The organism is Shewanella sp. ZOR0012, assembly GCF_000798835.1.
GTDB classification, from domain to species: domain Bacteria; phylum Pseudomonadota; class Gammaproteobacteria; order Enterobacterales; family Shewanellaceae; genus Shewanella; species Shewanella xiamenensis.
This window is the reverse complement of the sequence record NZ_JTLE01000094.1, coordinates 1,898,548-1,925,547: the sequence shown is the minus strand read 5'-3', so window position 1 is coordinate 1,925,547 and position 27,000 is coordinate 1,898,548. Positions and strand designations below refer to the sequence as shown.

Here is a 27,000-nt window from a genome sequence, read left to right as displayed (position 1 = left end):
CTCCCTTGACTTAAAGGTGAAATCCACTAGCCAATTACCCCAATAACGCTTACGATCAGGGTTGCATTTTTTAGCCAACATATTGTGGAGTATCAAAACATTATGGGTATCAGAGCCATAGTCGTAGACACAGCAGGCACCACGACAGACCTAACCTTTATCCAAGATGTGCTATTCCCCTATTCTGTCAAAGCCTTGCCAGACTTTTTAGCGCAGAACCAACACAATGTTTTGGTGGAAAACTGTATCTGCGACACCCGAGATATCGCCCTAGAGCCAGATGCTGACTTAGCGCGCGTGACTGAAATTTTACAGCAGTGGGTTCGTGAAGACCGCAAAGCGACCCCGCTCAAAACCCTACAGGGGTTAATTTGGAAGCAAGGTTATGCCCATGATGAGTTTAAGGGCCATATCTTCCCTGACTTTATCGAAGCTGTTAAACGTTTTAGCGCACAAAATCTGCGTATTTACAGTTTCTCATCGGGCTCTGTCGATGCCCAAAAACTGTTATTCAGCCACAGCGATGGCGGTGATTTAACCGAGATGTTTAACGGTCATTTTGATACCCGTACAGGTAACAAATTAGATAAACAAGCTTACTGCAATATTCTCAACACCATCAGCTTAAGCCCTAAGCAAGTGCTATTTGTGTCTGATGTGATTGAAGAATTAAAAGCAGCTGACGCAGCCGGCATGATGACCTGCCAAATGGTTCGCGACAGCAAGCAGCGCACGGGCGATTTTCGCACTATCAGCAGTTTCGATGAGCTAGTGATCGAGTAACATCGGCACTGCACATCAAAAGCGACCCTAGGGTCGCTTTTTGTTTTTCTGGCAATCACATCTACCTATCCGCAGGGTGATTCACCCCATCGCAAACGGGCACATCGCCTAATTCATAGGGATTCACGCCTTCGAGGCAACCAAGGTTATAGCCATATTCATTGGGATTAGAGCGCCTTTGATGATGGGTATAAATGCCGCACACAGAGCAGAAGTAATGTTTGGCCGTTTTGGTATTAAATTCGTAGCACTTTAATACTGCCTCGCCTTTGATAATCTTCAATCCCGCCAGCGGCACTGAACCGACGATAGCGCCCTTGCGCCGACAGATTGAGCAATCACAACGCCTTGGCTTTTCAATGCCATTGGGCAGCGATAACTCCAACACCACAGCGCCACAATGGCAAGACGCAAAATGTGTTGCTTGAATAACCGTATCCCCAATCTGTTTTATCATCGCCAACTCCTTGCTTCACTTAATGTTGTCAGTATTGCCTAAGGCTTGTCGCTCGCACTTTATACTGCTAGTCTGGCAGCCTTAAACGAGCGTTTTAACTAGAGCTTTTGACTATGAGTAATGCAATGGAAAGTCCAACCCTAAGTCCAATGGAAAAGTTTCTCGCACAGCACCCTATAGTGACCGAAATCCCCGTGGCTTGGGGCGAAATGGATGCGCTGCAACACGTCAACAACGTGGTCTATTTCCGCTATTTTGAAACTGCGCGTATCGATTTTTTCAACCGCCTCTTCCCGCTCAATGCTCTGTATAAATCCGGTGTTGGCCCTGTTATCAGCGAAAATCAGGCCCGCTATAAACGCCCAGTGACCTTCCCCGATACCCTATTGGTCAGCGTAAGTATCAGTGATATTCAAAGCGATAGATTTACCATGCATTATCAGGCGTTTAGTAAACAGCAGCAGGCGGTAACGACCTTAGGCACTTCGGTGGCTGTGATGTTTAACTTTAAAACCGGCCAAAAAGCCGAGCTTCCCGCAGAATTATTCGCCATTCTAAAACAACACGAGCAAGCTTAAGCTACCGAGTCGATGGCTACATTGCCATAACACTTTAGGCCATATCAGAGGGAGGCTGTATGTCAGAAAAAGCACCAATTGAAATCACCGTTGAACACCAACAGGATAAACAACGCTTTGTGATCCCCGTTGACGGGCATGAAGCCATACTGGAATACCGACTCAATGGTCAGCACATCGATTTTAGTCGCACCTTTGTACCCAACGAGCTGCGTGGCAAAGGTCTTGCCGAACGTTTAGTCCGCCACGGTTTGAAGTGGGCAAAAGCCCAAGATTACGAGATAGAAGCCAGTTGCTGGTATGTGCAGAAGTTTTTGAAATAACTGGCTTCTCGACAGGTACGCTAAATCCAATACACAGGGTAATGGCGCTTGGGATCGGTGGAGAGATTATTCACGACCAGCGCCACCAGCAATAACAGTAGTGAGCCGAGGAATACTGGCATCAACGCATAGAGAAACCCGAGTTGATGCACGTTCTCACCGCCTATCACAGCAATTAATGCCGTTGCACCGCCCGGTGGGTGCAGTGTGCGAGTTAGGTACATCAATGCGATGGCGAGTGATACCGCTAACGCGCTCGCAAGCACCATATAATCGGCAAACACTTGGTACACAGCCACACCAATCAGTGCCGATAATACACTGCCGCCAATCAAGTTACGTGGCTGAGAAAACTCAGCCAGTGGCGCGCCATACACTAATACCGCCGACGCCCCAAATGAGCCAATCACAAACATAGTGCCAAGTAGATGTTCGCCCATATAAGTGGCAAGACTGGCGACTAAGTAAATGCCACAAAAGGCCCCTACCCATGACCAAACGATCTTTTTCAGGGGTTGTCGTGGCGGACAGATGTCCTTAGAACGCATTCGGGTGAAGTAAAATCTCATGCTAGATCCGGCCGGGAGGAATAAAGGCGCGGATAAGTGATCCGCATCACATTTGCGGCCGCCACGTTAACGTTTTCACCGCGCAATTGCAATTGTGCGGTGAAAGCGAATACCGGACTTAAGCAGTTTCGCCGTTCAGGCTAGCTAAGATTTCACGAATATCTTCGGGGATAGGGCGACTCTTCTCGCAGCTGTAGTCGTAGTGTACTAAGGTGGTTTTCACTTCGGCGGTTTTATTGCCAGCCTGCCAACAGCTTTGGGTCAGCTCGAAACTGCTATTACCGATACGGCTAACATAGGTTTTCACCGTCACACTCTTGCCGTAGTATGTCGGCGCGATAAAGGCCACGGTAAAGCCTGCCACTATGAGGTTCCACTGATGCAAATCCAACTCGGGATTAAAAATCTCGAAGATTGGCGTGCGCGCCGCCTCGCACCACACGGGGATCACTGTGTTGTTGATGTGGCCTAGACCATCGGTTTCGGTAAATCTTGGCTGGATGTCCAGGCTGTATTCGGTGACTGACATGCAAACTTCCCTTTTGTTGTTCTTATACTTTTATGCTGTGAATGGGATAAACGAGGTGATTGCCCCGTTTATCCCTACCAAGCCTAACAGAAATAAGAAGCGCGATGCTAGAACTGGCAGCTCGCGGTCTCTGGGGTTTGCTTGCCATTGGCATCGTATTTTTTCATACAGCCAGCCTTACCCATATCATAGATTTTTTCGTATTTGAGCTTGCCACTGCTGTCGTAGGACTTAAACACGCCATGGCTTTTGGGGTTTTCTAAGTGATAGATTTTGCGCCCCTTAGTCACATGGGAAAAATCCGAGAATCCAGGTTCTTCCTGATAGATCACTCCGTTGATATAGCGCTTATGCACCACATGTTGCTCATCAATCCGCAGCATTTCGCTGGCTAACTTACCATTCTGGTCATAACAGACTTTATCCACGGCATAATTGCTGTCGAGATCCTCGATACAACTCACGGCACCATTATCAAAATACTCCCGCTGGATACCACAGCGCGCAATGGCGTTATCCCAGAAATAAGGTTCACCGTTCCAGGTTTCGCCTTCTTGCTGGCAATAGTTCCACAAACTCTTTAACTGACCGTTCGGATAAAAAGTGTAATGGGGGCCAGAAAGACGGTTATTGATAAGATGACCATATTGTACGAGCGAATAGCCGCCGTCGGTGGAATAGCGAATGCTTGGGCCATATTCCTTACCCGCTTTATAAGTCTGCAAGGACATTAAGCGGCCGTTAGAATCAAATCGATATTCTTTATCGACTGACCCATTAGTGTAATAGCTTAATTCGGATAGTCGGCCGCCGCGATACACTCGCTGCTCACCATCTTTAATCGAGCTAGTCTCGGCATTGTTTGTGTTTATTACACCCTCACAATCGCCTGCATAAGGCTCTTTTCGCATCATGCATTCATCCTGCGAGGGTTTAAGTTTTACAGCGTCATTGAACTTATACTGACTCAACTCATTCAGATCGCCGTTAGGTTCGAGCCACATTTGTGGGCCATCTAACTCGCCTTGACGATAGTTAGCTACATTGCTGACAGTGTTCGGGGCTGAATACCATAGACTCTCACCATGGAGTCTGCCCTTATCATAATGTTTAAGGGCAAACATAAAATTATCTTTATTGAATAACTTAGCCTCACCTTGGCGTAGGCCGTTCTCATAGTTGACTTCGGTCTTGTAGAGGTAAGTCACCGATTGTCTAGTGGTAAATGCATCGTTAGCATCTGGGGTTCGAATATAGACCCAAGTGCCTGAACGTTTACCATCGAGGTAGCTGCCTTCACCGCTTTGAAAGCGATAATCCCCTTGGGTGACCTTTTCTACCCAAGCGCCTTGCTTCACACCCTTTTGGTATTGGCCTTTGCTACCATCGGACTCAAGCCACTCACCGTCTTTTACGCCATTGAGATAAATGCCCTTTTCGGATAATTTCTTCGCGCCTTCGGTGCCGGAATCGTAATCTGGGGTATAGATTTCACTCGGGCCATCGGGCACGCCCTTGTTGTAGTGAATAAAGCCGTAGTTATCGGCGTCATCCATAATGGACTGCAATACCCATTTACCCTGCTTTTGGCCGTCGAGGTACTCGCCCTCCCAATAGGTTTCACGGCTGTCGGCTTCTATCCATTTACCCACTTGTTTGCCCAGCTTATAGTCACCAGCATACATCACACTGCCATTGCGGGCATCGTAGGCGGCAAAGTGACCATCAAGTTCGCCTTGAACATAATTGGCTTCACTGGCAACACCAGCCCAAGTACTGCCCATGCTCATGAATTCGTAAAAAGGCCCTGTTCGCGGGATTTTTTCGCTGCCATTTTTAAGCCAATCGACATCGTCGGCCTCATAACCAATGGCGACTAACATAAAACTGCCATCTTCTTCGACGTAAGCACTGCGATCAAACGTGGCGACTAGACTATATTTTCGTTCACGCCCCTCGGCATCCTTATCGGTGCGAGTCACGGGATAGCGCAGCTTGTATTCCACTGCGGTTTTTACATCCGCCGCTGTGCCTTCAGAATTGCGATAACCAATTAGTGTTGGTTTGAGCTTAGAGGTACCATCTAAAATCGCTTTAATATCAGGATCTTTTACCCCTTCCGCCTCATAGGTCATACGATACTGCTGTGGTGGCAGCTGGCTTAACACCTTGCGAACGCCGCCGACGGTAAAGGTGCTAATGGTTGGTACAACTTCATCGAGCACGGCTTGCAAGCGTGGCAATTTAGTTAGCTCTTCACCCTCAAAGCCATAACCCCGTAGATGCTGACCATCGGCATCCTTGAGCATGACGATAACTTCCTTAGTACCGCCCTTGTCAAAGTCATGGTAAAACACCGCCACGATTTCAGCGCGGCCGTAATCGTCAATACGCACACCGGGCGCATCGCCATAGAGCATTTCGCCCCATACCTGTTGATCTTTTTGATAAAAATTAAGCCATTGGCCATTGGGAAGATCCACGGGACCGTGAACCATTTTGTCATATTCCGCCGCAACCGCAGCAGGAATGACCACAAAAGAAGATAACCACACCGCACCGACCGCGGCGCATAAACGACGAATCGAAAGTTCCATTTAACTATCCTTTACACCGACACCTTGCGCCTCGTGCGCACCAGTAAACGGGGCGAATTTTAAGCTAAGAACTATGCGTCAGGAAGTAGTTGAGACAAAAAAGGCCGCTAAGCGGCCTTTTAAGATCAAATATTTAACAATCAATTATTATACATAGCATTAATTTCATGGGCGTACTTGTGATAAATCATTTTGCGACGCAACTTAAGCGTCGGCGTGATTAATCCTGCCTCCATCGAAAAAGCTTCCGGCAGCAGGGTAAACTTTTTGATTTGCTCAAAACCAGCCAACTCCTGCTGGAGCTGTTTGAGACGCTGCTCGAAATGCTCAACCACATGGCTATGGCGCAGCAGCTCAATAGGCGACTCATACTTTAAGCCTTTTTCCTTTGCCCATGCTTCGAGGGATTCAAAGGCTGGCACAATCAGCGCCGTCACATAGTTACGCGCATCGGCAATCACCGCCACTTGTTCGATAAAAGGACAACACCCAACAGCACCCTCAACCCTTTGCGGTGCAATATATTTACCGTTAGAGGTCTTCATCAATTCTTTAATACGATCGGTAATAAACAAATTGCCGTGGGCATCGAGTCGTCCCGCATCACCGGTTTTTAACCAGCCGTCTTCAAAGGCGGCGGCAGTATCTTCAGGGCGATTGTAATAACCGCGCATCACAGTGTCGCCACGGACTAAGATTTCATCGTCTTTACCCAGTTTAATTTCGATTTCGGGCAAGACTTTACCGTTTGACCCCGCGACACGGTTATCCAAAGTGTTACAGGTCACAGTAGCGTTTGTTTCGGTCATGCCATAGCCACAAAGCACAGGAATACCAATAGCATGGAAAAAAGACGCCACATTTAAATCAAGTGCAGCACCGCCACAGGGCATAAACTTTAAGCGTCCACCGAGCACTGCCTGCAACTTGCTGTAAACCAATTTGTTCGCCAGACGCCATTGCAAGGATAACCACAAACCGCCCTTAGCGCGGCCTTGGCTCACTTCAAACTGACGCTCGCCAACCCCCATCGCCCAAGCAAATAATTTTTTACGACCCTCTGCGGATTTCGCTACCTTATCCTGTACTGCGCTGTAAACCTTCTCGAGGAAACGCGGCACCACACACAAGGTATGCGGACGCACAGCACTTATCGCTTCTTTTACTCTTTGGGTATTTTGCAGATAGACATTATGGCCACCACGGCATAAAACGTAGAAACTCCAGCTACGCTCAAACACATGGCTTAGAGGTAGGAAAGCTAAAGACACATCGCCAGCATTAAAAGGCAAAATCTGATCGTGCTGACGCACAGTCGAAGCCATATTGCGGTAATCCAGCATGACGCCCTTAGGATCACCCGTGGTGCCGGAGGTATAAATCAGGGTTAACAGATCATCAAGATTCGCGTCTTTTAAGCGTTGCTCCAGCTCGGCACTTTGGTCATATGCCTGCGCTAGCACGTTATCTAAATGTCTATGCTGAGGTTTATCCTGAGCCAACTGAACTGAGGCATCGAACACAATCACATGCTCTAGGGTTGGACACTGTTTTTGTAGCTCGCAGGCCAGCGCATATTGCTTAGCGTCGTCGACAAAAATCACCTTAGCCGCCGCATCATTAATGATAAAGCTGGCTTGCTCTAAGGTACTGGTTGGATAAATGGGCACGACAATGGCACGGCTTTTCAGAATGCCGATATCGGCACAGGTCCATTGTGGGCAGTTTTGTGACAGGATCACACAGCGGTCTTGCACTTGTACGCCGAGTTGAATCAACACTTGTGCAATTTTATGGCTGATCTCATCAAATGCCTGCCAACTGACTTGATGCCAAGGGGCTGCCATTTCAAAACCTTCCAGCGCAATAGCCTCCTTTAACGACTGGCTTTGCTGCTGTAATAGTCGAATTACGTGATATTGTTCGAGCGACATGAGTGACTCACCTTTTAGCTTACAAGTGTTCCGCTTTTGCAGCATTCTACCTGAAGGCAAGCTAAAAACTAAGAGTTTTTGCTCTAATCTTGTGCAAATGTCGCCCAAATCACGTCATTTAAGGCCGATTACAGCCCAACGATATCGCCCCGCCATAACTTTTTACGGCCGCCAAACAGGGCAATTTGCCCCAACACAACCAGTAAAAGATCGCCTATTAACCAATAATATAGATGACCATCATGCTGCAATGCCGCTAAACTGATAGACACCCATAGTGAATGCCCCAGCACCACCAGCATAGTCAAGCTAACCTGTAACACTCGGCGGCACAGGCAACCTAGCCCTAACACCAAGGCACAAGCCCAATAGGTGCTCATCACTAAATGCGCCAGCAATGGCACACTCATCTCGCCATTGAGCCAAGTAATAAACACACTACAGAGCAACATGCCGACACTGATGAGATACAGCAATCGTTGCTGTCCTCGGGCAAAAGCATTAACCAAACCAGTTCTGCCATCAAAACCCGGCATCAACAACAGTAACTCTGTTGCACGCGCTCGTTGCACCCGACTCCAATGCACTAGCGAACAGCTGATCACACAAAACTGCGCCAGTAGCAGTAACACCGGAAAATCCCAATTAAACTGATGGGATAATACCCCCAGCACTAATGTCAGCACGGGCAGCAACAACAGCAATACGGTTAACATCGGCCCGATAAAAAAGTTAACCGGATGCAAATAACGCTCGAAACGGCTCAAAAACCGCATGGATTGCAGATTAGGCAACCAAAACCAGCCCATTTCTAACCCGTTGAGGTACACACTGCGTGCTTCCACCCGCCAAGGTAATACTAGGCAGCGGCGCCAAATCACAACGACAAACACAAACAGCACTATGATGCTCAGCCACAATGGTACTTGCTCAGCCAAAGCGCTAGAAAACGGCACTAAAATAAACAGTAAAAATGAGGAGTAAAACCATTGGGTTTGCCGCAGACACAGCAAAATAAAACCTAAGCTTATCCCTTGGGCAAACACCAGTAACGACAGGCTAGAGGTAAAGTCAAACAATACGCATAAAAGCACCGCAAGGCTAAACACGCCAATGAGCATCACCTCGCACTGGATAAAAATATTCTGCCGATAACGGGGGATTAAGATTGAGCACTCACTCGCCATCAAGCGAATCAACTGCCACGCGACCGCAGCTGAGGTAGAGACAATCCCCATGCCGACAAAAATATCAAAACTCTCCTTCTGCCCAGCCCATCCCGCCAAAACGCTCAGGGCTAAGCCAAATAATCCGGTACCCAAAAAACTCACACTGCCGACATCAAATAACCACAGGCGCAGCATGCCGTTAAAGGGATTGATTGAATGCTGTGTTACAGGCTTATCAGTAGGTTGCACAAGCGGTTTAGCTGAACTCATTTGTGTAACTCCACAAAGAGTTGCTCCAAATTAAGCGCTTCACTTCGCTGCACGCCGGGAAGATTGAGATCGATTGCGCCACTATCCACCAGCACAGAATTACCATCACGGCTCAAAATACGCACCTGCTCAGGCAACTCCGTACCCACAGCCAGTTTGAGTAGACGCACCTCTTCCCGTAGAGCATCGATTTCCTTAAACAGCACTAATTCGCCCTGTTTAATCAGTGCCACATGACTAGCGACCCGCTCTAAATCTGAGGTGATATGGGATGAAAACAGCACCGCCGAGCCGGATTCGAGGGCCAAGTCGAACAAATCGACCATAAATTTGCGTCTGACGATAGGATCGAGGCTGGCCACAGGTTCGTCGAGGATCAGCAACTCGGGACGATAGGCCATCGCCATGATCAAGGCCAAGGATTGACGCTGCCCAACGGACAGACGTTGTACCTGTTGGCTGACATCTAACTCAAAGCGGGCAAGCCAATCTTGCTCTAACTGCATGTCCCAATGGGGATAAAAGCTGCGGTGTAAATCAAGAGCGCGCTCAACGGTAAAACCTTCATAACCAAAGGGCTGTTGTGGCACATAACCAAGGCGCTCCTTTGCGGCTGACGAAAGTTGTTCCGGCGTCTCACCTAAGGTGCGGATGTCACCCGAATCGGGCGAAAGAATCCCCAAAGCGCAGCGCATTAAGGTCGATTTACCCGCACCATTTTGTCCCAATAAGCCAACCACCATCCCGGCAGACAAGCACAAGGACAGATCCTTTAACGCCTGTTTTTCAACGCCATTTTTTCCACGAAAAACTTTGTTTACCTTAGAAAACTCAAGTATTGGGGGAAACTCTTGATCCATCGAATTGCGTCCTTTTTATTCTCGTTTTCGCTTGGGCCGACTAGGCTTGCCAGCGATCGTTAATCAATTGCAGCAACTCGGGCAGGCTCACGCCCAGCTGCTTGGCTTGTGCCAATAAGCCATCTAATTGCGGCTCAAGCAGACTCACGCCCGACTCCATCGCCTCGGTACGGGCAGCAACCCGAGTCGCCTGCCCACGGCGGCGTTCTAACCAGCCCTGATCCACCAATTGCTGAATTGCGCGAGATACTGTCATCGGGTTCACCGCAAGGTATTCCGCAATCTGGCGCACTGAGGGTAATACGTCTTCCTCTTGCAGTTGGCCGCCCACAATCAAGCGCACGATTTGCTCGTGTAATTGCTTGTAAATTGGCTCACCACTGCTGGGGTTGACATTTAAAAGTTCTAACATTAGGCTTTACACACTGTATTAATACATTGATACACCGATACACTGTATTTAAAGTATCACACTCATCCTGAAATGCAAAAAGGAAAGCGCTCATGATAGATAGCATGATCCACAGGAAGTCCCATAATACCAGCGCTTGCGTTGCGATTAAGCGTTCAAATACAGGCTGGCATAAACATATTTCAACTCGCAAAATCATAGGCTTGAGCACACTTATGCTCGCTATGGCTAGCGCAACGGTTTGGGCAAGTGAAAAATCAGCGCCTTCAACAACCCCCACAAATACCTGTTATGTGGACGGTGTTTCGGACCGTTTAAACTGCGGCTTTGTGACTGTGCCCGAAAACCCTAACAAGCCCGATGGCAAACAGATCCAAGTGCATTATGTGGTCTTGCCAGCGGTAAAAAACGTCAATCATGAAGAAGCACTGCTGGCGATAGCAGGCGGCCCAGGTCAATCGGCCATAGATAATGCGGCAAGCTTTGATAGCATGCTGAATAAAGTGCGTCAGCAGCGGGATATTTTGCTGATTGATCAACGCGGTACAGGTCGTTCGAATCCACTCAATTGCGACCCTGGTGCACAAACCCCACTCGCTATCAACGATGACAATGTTGACAGCGTAGTCGAAGCGCAAAAATGTCGCGATCAATACCCCGACACAGACGTCACCCAATACGGCAGTCTCAATGCCGTGGCAGACTTCGAAGCCGTGCGCGCCCATTTAGGCTACAAAAAGCTGCACTTATACGGCATTTCTTACGGCACACGCATGGCGCAGCTCTATATGCGTTTGTATCCCGAGCACTTAGCCACAGTTACCTTAGACGGCGTAGTGCCGATGCAACAAAGCGTATTAGAAATCGGCTCGGCAATTGAGCGCGGCTTTGACTTATTGTTTAAAGACTGCCAAGAAACCGCAGCCTGCCATGACGAGTTTCCAGAGCTCAGGGCCGAGTTTGACCAAGTGGTAACCAAACTCAGCCAAGGGCCAGTGATGGAGCAAGTACACGACCCGGTCACGGGTGAAAAGACCTTACTCACACTCACCCGCGCGAAGTTTTATGGCGCGATCAGAATGGCGTTATATCAAACCAATGTGCGCGCCTTAGTGCCCCATGCGATTCATCAAGCCGCCAAAGGTAACTATCAACCGCTACTCGGATTGTATGCCTTAACTACCGATGGTGCAGGCATGGCAATGGGCATGCACGCCTCCGTAGTTTGCGGTGAAGACATCCATCGCATCACCCCAGCGATGCGTGAACAGGCAAAAACCTCCTATGTAGGTAAAACCATGCTCGAAAGCCTGGAAGCATCATGCTCTGTGTGGAAAGTGCCACCCGTCGATGCCAGCTTTAGCGAGCCTATTAAGAGTGCAATCCCCACGCTGTTGCTGTCGGGCGAAATAGACCCAGCCACACCACCAAGTTGGGCGGAACTCGCCATGGAAAAACTCACTAACGCTAAACACTTAGTCGCACCTTATGCGACCCATGGTGTGGCCTATCAGTCCTGTGCCAATAACTTAATCGCCGAGTTAGTGCGTACAGGCTCAGTTAAAGATCTCGATGGTGAATGTTTGAAAAAGGATGTGCGCCGTAGTTTCTATTTAAATGCTAGCTCGGTTGAGCCTCTCGCGACCGAAGATGCAACCCAATCTGCCAAAGATAAGCCCAGCACTGGAGCCAAGGAGTAAGTCATGATCAAAGTATCCCATCTTTCTAAGCGCATCGGTGAAGTGCAGGCCTTAAACGATTTGAGTTTTGTTGCTGAAAACGGCCAGATCACCGGCCTACTCGGCCCTAATGGCGCGGGTAAAACCACCTGTTTGCGCACGATTTTCGGTCTGTTAAAGCCCGATACTGGCACGGCAGAAATTGAAGGTATCGATGTCGCCATCGACCCGATTGGTGCTAAGCAGCAACTCGGTTTATTCCCCGATCCATTTGGCCTGTATGAGCGCCTCACGCCGCGGGAATATATCCGTTACTTCGCCGAACTCAGCGGTTTATCTGCGAGCGACGCCAAAGAAGCCACCAGCAAGGTTATCGCCAAACTGCGCCTCGAAGATATTAGCGATCGCCGCTGTAAAGGCTTCTCCCAAGGGCAACGAATGAAAACCGCCCTCGCCCAAGCCATAGTCCACAGCCCCAGCAATATTATCCTCGACGAACCGACCCGTGGGCTGGATGTAATGAGCACTCGCTTGCTGCGCGATATTCTTATCGACCTTAAGAATCAAGGGCATTGCGTGCTGTTTTCCAGCCATGTGATGCAAGAAGTCGCAGCCTTGTGCGACCAAGTGATCGTGATGGCGCAGGGTCGAGTGGTGGCCATCGGCAGCCCAGAGCAACTCTGCGCGCAAACGGGTAAGGCCTCACTCGAAGATGCCTTTATCCAGCTGATCGGTACCGATGAGGGCATTGCCGCATGATGACTCACAGCATTAGCGCTCACACAAATTGCGATAACACCTGCTTCGACCTAATGGCGAACAGACAAACTTGGGATAAGGAATAATCATGAACAAAATCATCGCAATGGTTCGCAAGGAACTGATAGACGCCGCCCGCGATAAACGCTCTGTGATGGCGGGACTCTACTACGCCATCGGTACGCCGCTGATCATGTGCGGCCTGTTTATGGTGCTTATCGGCCAGCTGACCAGCCCGGACGATCTTAAAATCAGCATCACTAACCCCGACAAAGCGCCGGATTTAGTGCGTTTTTTATCTAACAAGGGCATTACCCAAGGCGAAGCTGGCGCGAAGGATTTGAAAGCCATCGAGCTGATTATCAGCCCCGACTATGCCAAGCAGATGAACCAAGGCAAAGGCGCAGAAATCACTATCGTTGCCGATAACTCAGAGGAAAAACTGCAAAACTCGATTCGCCGCTTAGAGAAACAGTTGCAGGCCTACAGCGCCGAAATGGGCAGCCTGCGCTTAATCGCCCGCGGTATCGACCCTCGCGTGGTGCAGCCACTGAAAGTGAATGTGCACGACCAAGCCACCACCGACTCTAAGGGCGGGATGATCTTAGGCATCGCCATTTTCACTATGATTTACTCAGTGTTTATCTCGGGGATGAACTTGGCCATCGACACCAGCGCCGGTGAGCGTGAACGTAACTCTTTGGCATTGTTACTCAGCCATCCGCTAACCACGCGCCAATTAGTGCTCTCTAAAATCATTGCTGTCGGCCTGTTTGCCCTGCTCGGCTTAGTGTTGATTTTACTGGTGTCTAAAGTCGCCTATACCTTCGTGCCTTGGCAGGAGCTCGGCTTTAGCGTCAGCATTACCAGCGAATTTATGGCGCTGATGCTGCTAGTCGGTATCCCAGTAGCCCTGATGGCTGCCTGTTTGCAATTGTTTGTGTCCTTTATGGCCAAAACCTTTAAGGAAGCCCAGTCCTATCTAACCATGGTGTTGTTTGTGCCCTTGGCACTGTCGATGGCCGCCAGCTACAACATCGCGCCAGACGTCCTGCAGTGGTTGCCCGTTTCGGGTCAACAACAGGCACTGATGGACTTTATTAAAGGTAAAGATATGAACATGCTGCAATTGCTGGTATCGACCTTGGGCACACTCGCCATTGCGGTAATACTGGCATTCGGCATGGAAAAATCGTTAAAGAGCGAAAAAGTGATCTTCGGTTTGTAACACTATCAACCCACAGAGGGCGCGCCGCGCCCTAACATTGAATTAAGGAGCCAATCATGGAAAAAGAATTTATTATCATGGTCATTATGGTGACCTTTATTATCGGTGTAAGCGCCACGGAGATGTTTAAGCATTACCTAAAAATGCGCCAACTGGGTGGCGGAAACGATCGACAACTTGAGGATAAACTCACCCAGCTGAGTCTACAAAATCAGGTACTGATTGAACGAGTACAAGTGCTGGAGCGCATAGTGACAGACGCAGAGGACAACGCCGCTAAAACCACACTGGCACAGCAAATTGAGGCATTAAAATAGTCGTTAATGCACCGCAGTTAAACTCGTATTACAAGGTATTAAAGTTGTGTCTATAGGCGCTAAGTCAAGCTGCGTACTTGCGACTTAGCGCGACCACAACAGCCCACAACAAATGCTAATAAAAAACCCAAGCTAGGCTTAATGCCGTTCACTTAAGAGTGAACGGCATTTTTCTTTGGTCTAACCGGAAACTTGTTTTTGCTCATTTTAAGGACTCGTGGATATGCCCTTTCCCGTTTACCATCCAGCTTAAATTGCCGTGCATTTCGTTCTATATCCAATACGTCTCTCGGGACATTCCCCGGTGTTTGTGATGACAGTTGTGTCAACTTGAAGATGATATAACTCGCCGCATCCCGAAAACTCAGTTGATTGGGATGGACCGATGGCAAGCTTTTAGCCATCAGCAACATCTTATATCTAATGAGATTATAGGCCAGTAGCACGCCCCATAACTCTTGAGTCACCAGCTCCGGTAGTTGACTGCGGAGCGTAAAACGACTATCCAGTAGATGTTGTTTCATCTCTCTGTAGCCCAGTTCGATTTCCCATCGATGGGCATATAAGTCGACGATGTCTTCGCTGGGGTAACGCATCGGGTCTGTCAACGAGGTCAAAATGGCGACTGACTTACCTTTCACTGTCTTAGTCAATAAACGCGCTTCAAGAGTTTCAGGGAGCTGCGGCCATTTCTTTCTGGCTTGAGGTGTCGTGGTGAGTTTCACGCTCTGGTCATGCTTTCCTAGCGTTCGCACCACCTCATATTGAGTGCCTTTCTTCAATGGCAACAACCAGTGGCTATCAGGTTGCGCTTGCTGCCAAGCGTGCAGCAGGCCGAGCGAGTAAAATCCTCGGTCAAATAGGGTTAGGCTGTGATTGGGAATGCTAGGAATGAGCAGGGACGCTAAGTTCATTTCATTTTCGGCAACCGAATCAAAGGCGCTGTTGACCAACAAATGGCTGCTTAATTCCATCAAGCAAACCATGCGAATTTGCGGATAAGCCGCTTCGCCTGAAGCGTTGGCGGTTCGTCCAAAGGCGGCTTGATTTTGGACACTATCGGGTGTCCGCCACACGACACCGTCAACACCATACAAGTTAAGACCGCACCAATGAGGATGTTCAGCTCTCGCGTGCCAGGTATTGGCGCTGCGGCTAAATACTTCTCTAATAACCTCACTGCCCAATCGTTTACGCGCCTGAGTCACGGCGCTGCGTGCAACATAATCAATCTCTTGCGGCAAAACAATGTCGAGTTTGTTGATGAGTGACCGAACAGACTCCCCTCGGAACAAAGCCATTCCGATAACGGCCCAAATCATCGCGTCCATCGGCAATTTACGCCGTCTTAACGTCGCAACGCCCTGAGAGTCTAGGCAAGATTGAATTAACTCAGGTTCTAACACATCAGCTAAGCAGGTGAATTCGGTTAGGCGGGTAATATGAGTACGGGCGAGTGCTTCTGAGAGTTGCATAAAAAAATCCGATGACATGAGGTCATCGGATTTTGATCTTTTCAGCGAGATCGTCAAGCGATCTGTCTTAACTGATCGGCATTACAAGCTAGGCTTGGGTTTATGTCATCTTGCTGTGCGGCGCGTTATTTTGCCTTAGGTCTAAAAGGCTTTATCACGGCCTCGTTACACTCGAGGTACGGCCCTTCCATCAGGTCAATACAGTAAGGAATCGCTGGGAATACCGCATCTAAACATTCGCGGATTGATTTAGGCTTGCCCGGCAGGTTCACAATTAATGAATCACCGCGTAAGCCCGCGGTTTGGCGCGAGAGAATCGCCGTCGGCACAAACTTTAATGACTCAGCGCGCATCAACTCGCCAAAGCCCGGCATCATACGATCGCACACGGCCTCGGTCGCCTCGGGCGTCACATCGCGTTTTGCTGGGCCAGTACCGCCCGTGGTCACAATTAAGCAGCAATCCAGCTCATCGGCCATCTTGATCAGGGTCGCTTCAATCACATCCTGCTCGTCGGGGATCACTTGATAAATCGGCTCCCACTCGCTGGTGAGGTAATCATTGAGGGTGTCGATAATCGCCTTGCCCGAGATATCCTCATAAATCCCCGCGCTGGCACGATCGCTCACCGTTACAATCCCGATTTTTGCTTTGCTCATAGGAAATCCCCAATCATGTTGAAATAAAACCATATCGACCGAAAGCAGAGGAGAAACCTATGCTCCTTCGACTATAAGCCGCAGCTAAAATAGCATAAATGCTCGGCCAATGGGGCAAGTAAAACGTGATGAAGTTCGCGCAATAGGCTCGAAAAAAAGCTAAGGCAAGCAATCACTCACCTCAGCTTGATGGTTTGCAGGAAGTGTTAACTCACCTGTGACAGTGTGGGCAACGCAGGGAAAGCGCCCTTCTGCCCACAGGTTACGGCGCCGCAACGCACCGCAAACTCAACCGCCTTGCGCAACTGTGCCTGACATGCAAGTCGATGTTTTAAGGTTAAATGCTCGAGATCAAACTCCAACTCAGAACCCAGTGCAAACAAAAATCCCGCCATAAAGCTGTCGCCCGCCGCCGTGGTATCAACGGCTTTAATTTGGGGGACTGGCACGCTAAATCGCTCATCTACTGTTATGCATTGCACTGGATTGGCGCCGTCAGTAATCAAAATCACTTCAACACCTTGCGCCAAACAAAACTGCAAATAATCTTCGAAACTCTTATTCCGCGTTAAGGCTAAATAGTCGGCTTCTTCACGGCTCATTTTCAGCACTTGTGTGTAACGAAAACACTGCTCTACTCGCTCTGCAAGCAATGCGGTATCGGGCCAGAGTGATAAGCGCAAGTTAACATCAAAACTCACTATCTTATTGAATGAATTAGCGCAACGGGCACCATAGATGCTCGCGTTAAAAATGCTCGCTTCGGTAAAGGTGTTGGAACAGAGATGAAAAACATCCATCTGTGGCCATGGAATGGCATCGAAATGGCGCTGACTATAGCAAAGGTCGGCAGTCCCTTGGCGGTTAAACTCGAAGGTTCGTTCACCATTCTCATCCAAATTTACCACCACTGTCGCCGTTGGCGCACCTGGCACTTCGGCCAAATAATCTGTAGCAACGCCTTCGTTTTCGAGGGATTGTTTTAACATTGCGCCATAATCATCGCTGCTAATGCCGCCAGCAAAATAACTCTTACCGCCCAGTTTGGCATAACCTACAGCCACGTTTGCAGGCGCGCCGCCCGCAATGGCTTGATGGGATTTGTCGCTAGCCTCTGTGGGTAATAAATCCACTAACACCTCTCCAAAACTGAGTAATACCGTCATATGGATCCCTTTATATTTCTATTAGTTAAGCAAAAAGCCCATGCTGGATGGGCCTTTTAAATTGTCGGTTTTAAACCTCAAACCCGCCGGAGTTAAAACTCGTATTTCAAGGTTGCACTCGTGGTTCTGCCATTAATGGTGCGAGCGCGGATAATATTGTTATCAGGAATCGAACCTTCCTCTGCTTCGGTGATACCAGTAGCGTCAAACAGGTTATTGACGTTTAAGGAGACACTTAAGGCCTGAGTTAAGTTGTAGGTTGCAAAGGCATTGACCTGATTGTAACCATCAAACTTCAGATCATTATTATCCTGTGCATAGGAGTCAGTAGTGCCAATCAGGTTGATGCCCACTGAACCTTGGTCAAAGTTATAACGGCCCATCAGCGAGTAGATAAAGTCGGCCTGTCTTCTTGGAGTATTACCCACAACATCTGGTGTTAAAGCGTCCTTAGCAATCTCAGCATCGGTCCAAGTGACATTGCCCCTAAAATCGAAGTCACCGATAAAATAGGCCGATTCAATTTCAATTCCTTTGGCTTTGTACTTACGGTCGAAGAAACGCTGACTGGTCGCCTCAAAGTTTTGCTCTTCGGTCTCGGAGTAGAAAGCGGTCGCGAACACCGATAAATCATCGTAACGGTACTTAACGCCTAACTCATATTGATCCACATTATCGACCGCATCTTCTTTTGCCACTGAACCATCGGCACGAACCTTACCAAATAACAGGCGATCCGCGTTGGCACGGCCGCCATGACTCAAGCGACCAAAAGCAGCTAAATCGCTGTCAAACTGATAGTTTGCGCCGAGTGAATAGGAGGTGTAGCTCCAGTCATAATTCACGGGTTGCGGATTAGCATTATCGATAGAAGAGACACTTTGCTCAGGAATAGAGATTACGCCATCCAAGTTCATATCGACTTGCGATTGCACATTGCCAGCGTAGTAACCACTGGCATCGCCGCTGTCGTAACGCACACTGGCATCCAGCGATAAATCCCCAAAGCTTGACGCGACCGCAAGATAAGGCGCCTTAATGTTGTATTCGGTATCGTAATTACGTTGGCAACAATTACCCCAATAAGGCACACCATAGCCGTAGAGCCCAGCATCGGAATAGGCGATACCATCAGCAGCCACAACATCAAGCAATGCGGCGTTATCCCCTTTGACTTCCATCAAATAGGAGTTCCACATCCAAGTCATATTGATATTTTGGGTGGCATTGTAATAACCCAAAGTAACGCTGGTATCGTCAAAGGTTTTCGTTAATTTTAAGTCGTTTACGATTGAACCAAAGTCATTCATCTTAACGTCGAAGGTATGGATCCGCATGGCGAGTCCATCCATAGGATTGCCCGCATCAGGACCATTGGCATAAATCAACTTGGCGCCAGTGCCCGCAATACTGGCCGCAATGTCGGCGCCATTAGCCACTTCTGCTGGGAATGGCGCCATAAAATTGCCACTCACATCCGAGAAACGGAAGCGGTTTTCGACCTGCCAGTCATTACCTAAATCAAAGGAAGCTTCTAATCCCACTGAGTTAACCTCAGGATTCATCCCATCGCGCATATCACCGCGACGACGCTCACCATCGGCGCCTAAACTCAGGGTTGAGAGAAAATATGCTGACTGGATGGCATCGGATTTCGCATTAAAACCTGGGACAGAGCTACCGTCCGAATACATTGGCATGGGTAAGTAGCCAATACTTTTATCATCTAAATGTTTGAAATAAAGACGAACATAGCCACTATCGAACTCTTTGGTTATGTTAGCTTTTACCTGACCACCTTTGTTGGCGTCATAACCTGCTTGGCGAGGGCCTTCACCAGTACGCACAAAACCACCCACATGGAAACGCAGGCTGTCATTGATGCTCGAGCCATATTCAAAGTCAGTACGGAAAGTATCGTAGTCCAAGCCAAAGGTGGTAGACACGCTGCCAGCATCCGAGCTCCCAGTTTTACTGATCACGTTAATAATGCCGCCGGGAGCGTTACTCGCCGCAGTGGATGCCGAACCACCACGAATAGATTCAATGGTTTGTACTGTAGAGTCTAAACGTAAAAAGATATCCGCATTACCAAAGGCAATATCGCCAAACTGTAGAATTGGTAAACCATCTTCTTGAATTTGAAGAAACTTAGCACCACCCGATGCCACAGGTAAGCCACGTACAGCAATGTTAGCATTACCTTCGCCGCCCGTTGATTCCACCTTCATACCCGGAATGATCCGGAACGCTTCGGCGGATGAACGTGGAGTACTAACCTCCAACTCCGCGAGTGATACGCTGCTAACTGACACGCTCGAGTCCATGACGCGAGTACCACGGGCCACGCCCGTAACAGTAATGCGCTCAAGGCCTAACGCATCTTTCTTGGTTTCTTCCTGCGCGGGTGCATCGGCAGCCCAAAGCTGAGAACTCACCAAGACGGCGATTGTGCTTAACAAGAATTGTTGTGATGTGCGATTTATCATTTTTATGTCCCCACCCATATTTGAGAAGCCGCCCTCTCCCCACGGCGACTTCTACTGAAATTATTGTTAATCGATTAGCCTGTTATTTCACTTTACTAAAAAACATCTTAATCGATTAAGTTAACAAGTTAGCAACTAAATGACAAAAAGCAAGTGCATTTTTTGTACAAACCAACAAACTTAAAGTGGGAACAACAGACAATTAATTGATTCATTAGAGAAATGTGACATAAAAATTTTTTCTGTCACATTTCAATTCAAGCGGTTTCACGGCTTAACAGCGGTTGGGAAGGATCTTTAATCAGATTAACCCCCGCTAGTAGACACAACAAAACGGCAAACCCAGTAGCGAGGTAAAAGCCATACTTCACATGGCCGAAAATATCCCCAACTAACCCCATACAAAGGGGAGCCAGCGCCGCAGAAACCGCGGTAAAAAACAGGATAACCCCAGCCACAGAACCGTGCTGCGCCACGGGGAAACAACTGATCCCCTTGGAGTTTAAGGTGGGATATATCATTGACATAAACAGCCCAGAGAGGGGCAAGAGAATAACGGCGGCCTCAACACCATAGAGCATAGAACCGAGATAGCAAAGGCTGATCGCCAAGCTAAACCAGAACATAACCTGTTGCCACGAAAAGTAATTTAATATCCATCCGCCCAAAAACCGCCCACCCGCTCGCAGGGTAAAAAAGAGGGTCAAGGCATAGGCCGCCAGTGCAGTGTAATCCCCCTGATACTCTTGCAGCAGGCTAGGCATCCATACATAAATCGCTACTTCGGTGGCCACATACAAACCAATCGCAAGGGAAAACCCTAATGCATAAGGGTTTTTCATCATACTGAAGGTGTTCGCCAGATTAATTGTTTCCGTCGAGGATTGCTTAACCTGCGGATAATCGGCCCTAAACGCCAACCAACAAAGCAGCAGACAAAAAATCCCTGCCCCAAAATACAAATACTTCCATGACACACCACTGATAAGCAGATAGCTAACGATAGCTGGCCCCACCATAGCGCCAACCCCAAAGAATCCTTCGACCGTGTTCATGGTGCTGGAATGTTGTTTTGGTGACCGAGAGATATCACCGATCAGGGCTAAAGCCCCAGTTTTAAATACCCCAATTGCCAAGCCCACCAAGGCCAATAGCATCAGGAAATAATAAAACGACTCCCCAAGCGCAAATAAAAAACAGGCAATAGCGAACAACAACAACCCTAATAAAATGGTTAGTTTACGCCCTATTTTATCCGCCAAAAAACCCAGAAACAGGCCACTTATTGCGATAAAAATCATCGGCATATAATGGAAGGCGCTCGCCTGAGACAAAGAGAGGCCAAATTCAGCAATCAGCTGCGGGATGATCACGCCCACGGCATCGGAGGTCATAGCAAACATAAAAAACATTAAATACGTCAGCACTCTAATACGAGTGTGATGGCGATTTTCTACAGAATTTGAATCACTTACCATACTGTTTCACCTTATCGTTATCGCGCCTAACTCCCTTTGAAGCTGGCTAAGCCCCAAACAGCTTTAGGCATTATTTATGTACAGCAGTGAGCTAATCCCCCCAAAACCTAAGACTAACTCAAAAATAAAACAAACCACTTGAATAATGTTTCACATTGGTTAAATATACAACTTAATCGATTAAGTTTGTTTGCGCAATTTATAAATAAACGCGGGCAAACTTTACTCTGGGAAGGCTACTCAAACGTGGGCAAAGTATGAAAAATCAAGTGCAATTGATCACCTATGTCGATCGGATAACCGGTGCCGGACTCAAAGAACTCAAAGCCTTACTCAATAACGAGTTGCAGGGGTTATTTGGGGGCGTTCACTTATTGCCCTTTTACTATCCTATCGATGGCAGCGATGCGGGTTTTGATCCCATAGACCATGTGCAAGTGGATTCACGCTTAGGTGATTGGGACGATGTCAAAAGCATAGGTGAAGAGTTCGACATCATGGCCGACTTGATCGTTAACCATATGTCTGCGGAGTCTCCCGAGTTTAAAGATGTGCTCAAGCATGGCAAACAATCGGCTTACTGGGATTTATTCCTAACCAAGGACAAGGTATTCCCCGAGGGATTAAGCGAGCAGGATCAAGAAGCTATCTACCGCCCTCGCCCAGGGAGCTGCTTTAGCACTTACACCTTAGCGGATGGTTCAACGGAAGAGTTTTGGACCACCTTTACCCGTAACCAAATCGATATCGACGTACACTCCGCAGCAGGTAAAGATTACTTAAACCGTGTATTGGCGCGATTTAACCACAGCAAAATCAATTTAATCCGCTTAGATGCCGCAGGTTATGCGATCAAAAAGCCCGGCACTAGCTGCTTTATGATTGAGGAATCCTTCGAGTTTGTGGATAAATTAGCGAAGCAAGCCAATCAGTTAGGCATGACAACCCTAGCCGAAATTCACTCCCATCACATGACGCAAATCGATATCGCCAAACGGGTCGATATGGTTTACGACTTTGCATTACCGCCGCTGATTTTACACACGCTCTTCAGCCAAGATTGTCGTGCCCTGAGCCACTGGCTTGAAATGGCGCCTCGCAACTGCATTACCGTACTCGATACCCACGATGGTATCGGCATTATCGATGTGGGCCCAATGGATGGCTTACAAGGATTATTGGACGAAAAACAAATCGATAATCTGGTTGAAACCATACACAAAAACAGTCAAGGCGAGAGTTTACAAGCCACAGGTGCGGCCGCCAGCAATGTCGATTTGTATCAAATCAACTGCACCTATTACGATGCCCTCGGGCAAAATGACCTAGATTACTTGATGGCTCGGGCGATTCAGTTTTTCGCACCGGGTATTCCGCAGGTGTACTACGCAGGCCTGCTTACCATACCCAACGACATGGTATTGCTAAATCAAACCCATGTTGGCCGAGATATTAATCGCCCCTATTTAAACCGAGAAAAAGTGCAACAAGCCCTGCAAAAACCAGTGGTTAACGCTCTTATTCAATTGATTAAACTGCGTAATAGCAGCGCCGCATTTAATGGCCGTTTTACGATGGCAGCCAGTGGAAAATCACTAACACTCACATGGTCTGCGGTAAATGCGCAGGCGAGTCTTAATCTCGACTTTGCCAATAAACAAGGGCTGATCACCCTGCTTGATGAGCAAAGCATCGAAACCCAAATCAGCTTAGCCGACCTGCTCACCCCAGCACAGGGATAAATACCAAACATAAAACAAAAGGCGCTTTAATAGCGCCTTCTTCATTTAAAAATCCATATATTAACAGCTTTTACCTAAACGTAATTCATACCCTAATACCTGAGCATGTACGGCATCGTCGATAAACATCTGCGCCGCCATTTGGCCTTTTTGTTCAGAGTATTGATAAACCGTAGTCAGCGGAGGATTCGAGCGAGTCGCCTCATCAATACCATCAAACCCCACTACACGAATATCCTCAGGGATCGCTAATCCCATCGCCAGTGCCTCGCCCAGCACGCTAAGAGCAATTAAGTCACTCATGCATAAAAATACGTTGGGTCTTGGGGTCGAATTCAGCGCCTCCTTGGCCGCAATCCGCGCATATTCCGCATTACTTTCAGGAATATTCCAAATTCGATCATTGCCAAGGGTAATACCGGTTTCCTCAATTGCCTGTAAATATCCCTGCAACCTCTGGTGTGCAATCGACATATCGATTTCGAGCAAATTCAAATCGTAAACTCGGCAAGTTAAATGGGTATCGAGCAGTCTTAGGCCTAATATTGCAACCTGATCGGTAGGTGATTTTAATGCCAATTTTGCCACTTCATAGGCGGCTAGCTTATTGTCAATGCTGACAGCGGCGTTGCGGTGGATATCAAAATCCACTGTAACCACCTTCTTCTTAACCTGTTTCAATTGCTCAGCAAGCAAGGCATTGCGGGGGCGACCATAACAAATAAACCCATCCACAAAATCTGCCACCGCATTCACACTGTCAGAGCAGCCCGAAAACAGCAATAAGTTGAGTTTTTCCCGCTCCAATACCGAAGCCACACCCTTCATAAACTTACTGGCGACAGGATCGGACACCATATATTCAACACTATCGGACAATACCAGCGCGACGGTATCAAATTTGCCTCGGCGTAAGGATTGCGCCGCCTTGTTTGGGCCAAAGTAACCCAATTTAGAGCAAGCGGCCAAAATTTCGTTGCGGCGTTTTTCCGATAGTTGATCGGGACGATTAAAAGCATTAGAAACAGTGGCGTTAGAGACACCTAGCTCGTTAGCTATGCTCTTTAAGGTCCAGTTTTTAGTTGTCATGCAGAATTCCTGGCAAAGAATGGGGTCACAGCGGAAGCTAACCTATCGCAAATACTACACAGCTTAAATCCGTCATGCACCAACAAATCTACTCATGATCCCTAAGCGCTGTGGCGGGCGAGAGATACCCTACAATCGCAGAGCTGAGCGCCACCAAGGCCGCCGCGATAAAACCCCATTGGAAGGCGTGATGCACAACCTCAATGGGTAGCTTTTTTATCGCCGCAATCCCCACCTGCGCCCCTTCGAGCGGTAACAAGCTATATAGCAACAGGCTGAATAAGGCCGTACCAATTGCCGCGCCCATGGAGCGACACAAGGACACCATAGCGGTAATTTGGCTTAAACGCGCCTTGCCCGACACACTCTGCACAACTAACTGCACGCTGGGCATCACGGTTCCTAACCCTATGCCTACCAGCACACCTAATCCGCCAATAAGATCCGCATTGGGCGGGACTAAACCGATAGAGAGTAAACCGATAGAAGCCAGCCCCATCCCGAAGGTCGGCAACCATTTAGGTGCTACATCTCGGCTCAACAACCGGCCCGCAATAGTAGAACCTGTCACTATACCAAAGGTCATTGGTATCAGCAGCAAGCCAGTTTTGGCCGGATTGGTTTGCAGGCCGACCTGCAAGTAAATGGGTAAAAAGAAGATCATCGCAAACAGACACGCGGCAAACAGCGCAGCGGTTAATAGCGGCATATAAATGGCTTTGTTGGCGAGTAAATCCAGCGGCAAGAAAGGACTCTCACGCTGACGCTCCCACCACAACAGCAAGGCGGCACCCACAAAGATAAATCCCATAAAGCCTAAACTTGTGGCCGATAGCCAAGCAAAGTCTTGCCCTGCCACAGACAACCAATACAGCAGCGCCGTAATGATAGAAGGAAATAACAGCACGCCAAGCAAATCAAACCGACCCAGTCGTACAGGTTTAATACTCTGTTTATGCAAGCGATTAAGTCGCCAAACCGCCAGCATAGCCAAGGGAATATTCGCCCAAAATAACCAGTGCCAAGAATAGGCATGCACCACAAAACCACCAATCACTGGGCCGCCAACACTGGCGAGGGTAAACATAGCGGCAAAATAGCCCTGAAAACGCGCCCGTTGCCGTATCGGCACCAATTCCCCCACAAGGGATTGGGACAGACTCATTAGCCCGCCACCGCCGAGGCCTTGGAGAATCCTTCCGGCAATCATATGGTCCATCGTCCCAGCGCTGGCGGAGACAATTGAGCCTAACGCGAACACCGCCAAGGCAATCATCAAGATTTTGGCGCGGCCAAAGTTATCCCCCAGCCAGCCATAAATAGGCACACTGGCCGCCATTGCCAACATATAGCCGATAGTGATCCACGAGGCTTGCCTGAGGCCGCCAAGATCTTCCACTATGGCAGGGGTTGCGGTGGCGAGTAGGGTTTGATCGACCGCCGCCAAAAACATGGGTAAGAACACGGCGGAGAAAATCGCCAGAAAAACCGAAGTGGGTAGAGGCTCATGTTGGGACGAAGCAGACGCTGGGGTCATAGAGTCTCTACCTGTGATTAAGGCTTAAATTCGCCTTGCATTCCAATACTTTGATGCCCAATAGCTATTAAGTAGGCTCGAAATTTTTACCCCTTGGCTCGTCGAGACATGGAGGAAATTATTCCCGCCCACATAAATGCCGACATGGTGCGTGCTCCAGCCAGTTTTAAAGAACACTAAGTCCCCCTTACGCAGTTGATCCCGCGCCACGGGTTTACCAAGTGCTTGCTGCTCCTCCACTGTACGCGGCAGAGTCATACCCAACATTTTTTGGTAAGCGACCGACACAAAGGCCGAGCAATCAATGCCTTTCTTGGTCGCGCCCCCTAAACGATAGGGCACGCCACGCCATTCGGAATGCAATTCGGCGATATTGCTATCGTTCCATACCGAGACGGGTTCAACTTGCTTTACCACAGGCTTAGGTTCTGGCGCGCTCGCACAGGCGCCAAGACCTAAGGCCAAGATAACTATCAGTAATCGTTTCATTAGCGTAAAACTCATCGCGGGTCATTCTTGCGTAATATCGGGTGCTATCAAAGCGATAACTAACATACCGTGAAAAAAACGATGGTAACAGCCTAAGCTAATCCCAAGCTTAAAACTATAACGCCGTCCACAGTAAACGAATACCCACCAGCACCATTAAAATCAATATGATACGTTTAAACAGCCTATCGCTGATCTTATCTTGAATCGCCAACCCCAGTTTTACGCCTAACCAAGCCAAAGGCGCAAGCAACAAGGAGATCAGAATGTTACCTTGGTTAATTTGCCCAAGCAGACTGTAGGGCACCAACTTAACCAGATTCACCACCGCAAAAAACACCACGGCCGTGGCTAAAAACTCTGGTTTAGCCAAGCGTAGCGGCAGCAAATAGGCATTGAGTGGCGGCCCGCC

The 27,000-nt window shown here is 48.4% G+C and carries 25 protein-coding genes; 8 read left to right on the top strand and 17 right to left on the bottom strand.

Annotated elements, in window-relative coordinates; translation table 11 throughout:
- The first annotated feature begins 102 nt into the window (after positions 1–102).
- Positions 103–783 carry an acireductone synthase gene (gene mtnC, locus L976_RS10040; protein WP_037427953.1) on the top strand — a complete coding sequence of 227 codons (681 nt, stop codon included), beginning with the start codon at positions 103–105 and terminating at the stop codon, positions 781–783.
- Positions 784–844: 61 nt separating this feature from the next.
- On the opposite strand, the gene L976_RS10035 is transcribed toward mtnC, so the two are convergent.
- On the bottom strand, positions 845–1,240 hold the full coding sequence (locus L976_RS10035) for a GFA family protein (protein WP_047536445.1): 396 nt from the start codon (positions 1,238–1,240) through the stop codon (positions 845–847).
- 149 nt (positions 1,241–1,389) lie between these two features.
- Between L976_RS10035 and L976_RS10030 the strand changes: the two genes are divergently transcribed.
- Both L976_RS10030 and L976_RS10025 read left to right on the top strand, forming a co-directional pair.
- Complete coding sequence (locus tag L976_RS10030) at positions 1,390–1,818, top strand: acyl-CoA thioesterase (RefSeq protein WP_047540363.1); 429 nt, start codon at positions 1,390–1,392, stop codon at positions 1,816–1,818.
- Positions 1,819–1,877: 59 nt separating this feature from the next.
- Positions 1,878–2,141 (top strand): GNAT family N-acetyltransferase, encoded by a 264-nt coding sequence (locus tag L976_RS10025; protein WP_047536443.1) that lies wholly within the window; start codon positions 1,878–1,880, stop codon positions 2,139–2,141.
- 20 nt (positions 2,142–2,161) lie between these two features.
- Here the strand turns inward: L976_RS10025 and L976_RS10020 are convergent, their stop codons facing one another.
- From L976_RS10020 to L976_RS09990, 7 genes are all read right to left on the bottom strand, one after another.
- Positions 2,162–2,710, bottom strand: a complete 549-nt coding sequence (locus tag L976_RS10020) for an HPP family protein (RefSeq protein ID WP_037427960.1) — start codon at positions 2,708–2,710, stop codon at positions 2,162–2,164.
- A gap of 118 nt (positions 2,711–2,828) precedes the next feature.
- Entirely contained in the window at positions 2,829–3,239 is a 411-nt protein-coding gene (locus L976_RS10015) for an acyl-CoA thioesterase (protein WP_023265906.1), read from the bottom strand.
- A gap of 107 nt (positions 3,240–3,346) precedes the next feature.
- A complete protein-coding gene (locus tag L976_RS10010; RefSeq protein WP_047536439.1) occupies positions 3,347–5,836 on the bottom strand; it encodes a toxin-antitoxin system YwqK family antitoxin in 2,490 nt (829 codons plus the stop codon).
- 140 nt (positions 5,837–5,976) lie between these two features.
- Entirely contained in the window at positions 5,977–7,770 is a 1,794-nt protein-coding gene (locus tag L976_RS10005; protein ID WP_047536437.1) for an AMP-dependent synthetase/ligase, read from the bottom strand.
- Between the two features lie 128 nt (positions 7,771–7,898).
- Positions 7,899–9,209 carry a hypothetical protein gene (locus tag L976_RS10000; RefSeq protein ID WP_047536434.1) on the bottom strand — a complete coding sequence of 437 codons (1,311 nt, stop codon included), beginning with the start codon at positions 9,207–9,209 and terminating at the stop codon, positions 7,899–7,901.
- Positions 9,206–10,069, bottom strand: a complete 864-nt coding sequence (locus L976_RS09995; RefSeq protein WP_047536432.1) for an ABC transporter ATP-binding protein — start codon at positions 10,067–10,069, stop codon at positions 9,206–9,208. Before L976_RS09995 ends, L976_RS10000 begins: the two co-directional genes overlap by 4 nt.
- 40 nt (positions 10,070–10,109) lie before the next feature.
- Positions 10,110–10,481 (bottom strand): GntR family transcriptional regulator, encoded by a 372-nt coding sequence (locus L976_RS09990; RefSeq protein WP_037416203.1) that lies wholly within the window; start codon positions 10,479–10,481, stop codon positions 10,110–10,112.
- A gap of 92 nt (positions 10,482–10,573) precedes the next feature.
- Between L976_RS09990 and L976_RS09985 the strand changes: the two genes are divergently transcribed.
- The 4 genes from L976_RS09985 (at position 10,574) to L976_RS09970 (ending at position 14,464) form a co-directional block, all read left to right on the top strand.
- Positions 10,574–12,181 (top strand): alpha/beta hydrolase, encoded by a 1,608-nt coding sequence (locus L976_RS09985; RefSeq protein ID WP_047536430.1) that lies wholly within the window; start codon positions 10,574–10,576, stop codon positions 12,179–12,181.
- 3 nt (positions 12,182–12,184) lie between these two features.
- Complete coding sequence (locus L976_RS09980; protein ID WP_037416198.1) at positions 12,185–12,919, top strand: ABC transporter ATP-binding protein; 735 nt, start codon at positions 12,185–12,187, stop codon at positions 12,917–12,919.
- 88 nt (positions 12,920–13,007) lie between these two features.
- A complete protein-coding gene (locus tag L976_RS09975) occupies positions 13,008–14,147 on the top strand; it encodes an ABC transporter permease (RefSeq protein ID WP_037427971.1) in 1,140 nt (379 codons plus the stop codon).
- A gap of 56 nt (positions 14,148–14,203) precedes the next feature.
- On the top strand, positions 14,204–14,464 hold the full coding sequence (locus L976_RS09970; protein ID WP_037416192.1) for a phage-shock protein: 261 nt from the start codon (positions 14,204–14,206) through the stop codon (positions 14,462–14,464).
- A 152-nt stretch (positions 14,465–14,616) separates the two neighbouring features.
- Here the strand turns inward: L976_RS09970 and L976_RS09965 are convergent, their stop codons facing one another.
- The 5 genes from L976_RS09965 to L976_RS09945 all read right to left on the bottom strand — a co-directional run bounded on the left by L976_RS09965 (position 14,617) and on the right by L976_RS09945 (position 21,731).
- Complete coding sequence (locus L976_RS09965) at positions 14,617–15,939, bottom strand: IS4 family transposase (RefSeq protein WP_047533362.1); 1,323 nt, start codon at positions 15,937–15,939, stop codon at positions 14,617–14,619.
- A gap of 125 nt (positions 15,940–16,064) precedes the next feature.
- Positions 16,065–16,598, bottom strand: coding sequence for a molybdopterin adenylyltransferase (mog, locus tag L976_RS09960; protein WP_047540360.1), 534 nt, complete (start codon positions 16,596–16,598; stop codon positions 16,065–16,067).
- A 206-nt stretch (positions 16,599–16,804) separates the two neighbouring features.
- The gene (locus L976_RS09955; protein WP_047536427.1) at positions 16,805–17,764 is read right to left on the bottom strand and encodes a carbohydrate kinase family protein; all 960 of its coding nucleotides are present in this window, start codon (positions 17,762–17,764) and stop codon (positions 16,805–16,807) included.
- Between the two features lie 92 nt (positions 17,765–17,856).
- On the bottom strand, positions 17,857–20,253 hold the full coding sequence (locus L976_RS09950; protein WP_047540358.1) for a TonB-dependent receptor domain-containing protein: 2,397 nt from the start codon (positions 20,251–20,253) through the stop codon (positions 17,857–17,859).
- A 257-nt stretch (positions 20,254–20,510) separates the two neighbouring features.
- Entirely contained in the window at positions 20,511–21,731 is a 1,221-nt protein-coding gene (locus L976_RS09945; protein ID WP_047536425.1) for an MFS transporter, read from the bottom strand.
- A 257-nt stretch (positions 21,732–21,988) separates the two neighbouring features.
- On the opposite strand from L976_RS09945, the gene gtfA reads away from it, so the two are divergent.
- Positions 21,989–23,473: a sucrose phosphorylase gene (gene gtfA, locus L976_RS09940; protein WP_047536423.1), complete on the top strand. Its 1,485-nt coding sequence runs from the start codon at positions 21,989–21,991 to the stop codon at positions 23,471–23,473.
- A 60-nt stretch (positions 23,474–23,533) separates the two neighbouring features.
- On the opposite strand, the gene L976_RS09935 is transcribed toward gtfA, so the two are convergent.
- The 4 genes from L976_RS09935 to L976_RS09920 form a co-directional block, all read right to left on the bottom strand.
- Complete coding sequence (locus L976_RS09935) at positions 23,534–24,562, bottom strand: LacI family DNA-binding transcriptional regulator (protein WP_047536421.1); 1,029 nt, start codon at positions 24,560–24,562, stop codon at positions 23,534–23,536.
- Positions 24,563–24,650: 88 nt separating this feature from the next.
- Complete coding sequence (locus L976_RS09930) at positions 24,651–26,099, bottom strand: MFS transporter (protein ID WP_047536418.1); 1,449 nt, start codon at positions 26,097–26,099, stop codon at positions 24,651–24,653.
- Positions 26,100–26,123: 24 nt separating this feature from the next.
- The gene (locus tag L976_RS09925) at positions 26,124–26,588 is read right to left on the bottom strand and encodes an NlpC/P60 family protein (protein WP_037427995.1); all 465 of its coding nucleotides are present in this window, start codon (positions 26,586–26,588) and stop codon (positions 26,124–26,126) included.
- A 115-nt stretch (positions 26,589–26,703) separates the two neighbouring features.
- A partial coding sequence (locus L976_RS09920; RefSeq protein WP_047540355.1) for a sulfite exporter TauE/SafE family protein occupies positions 26,704–27,000 on the bottom strand: 297 nt, incomplete at its 5' end.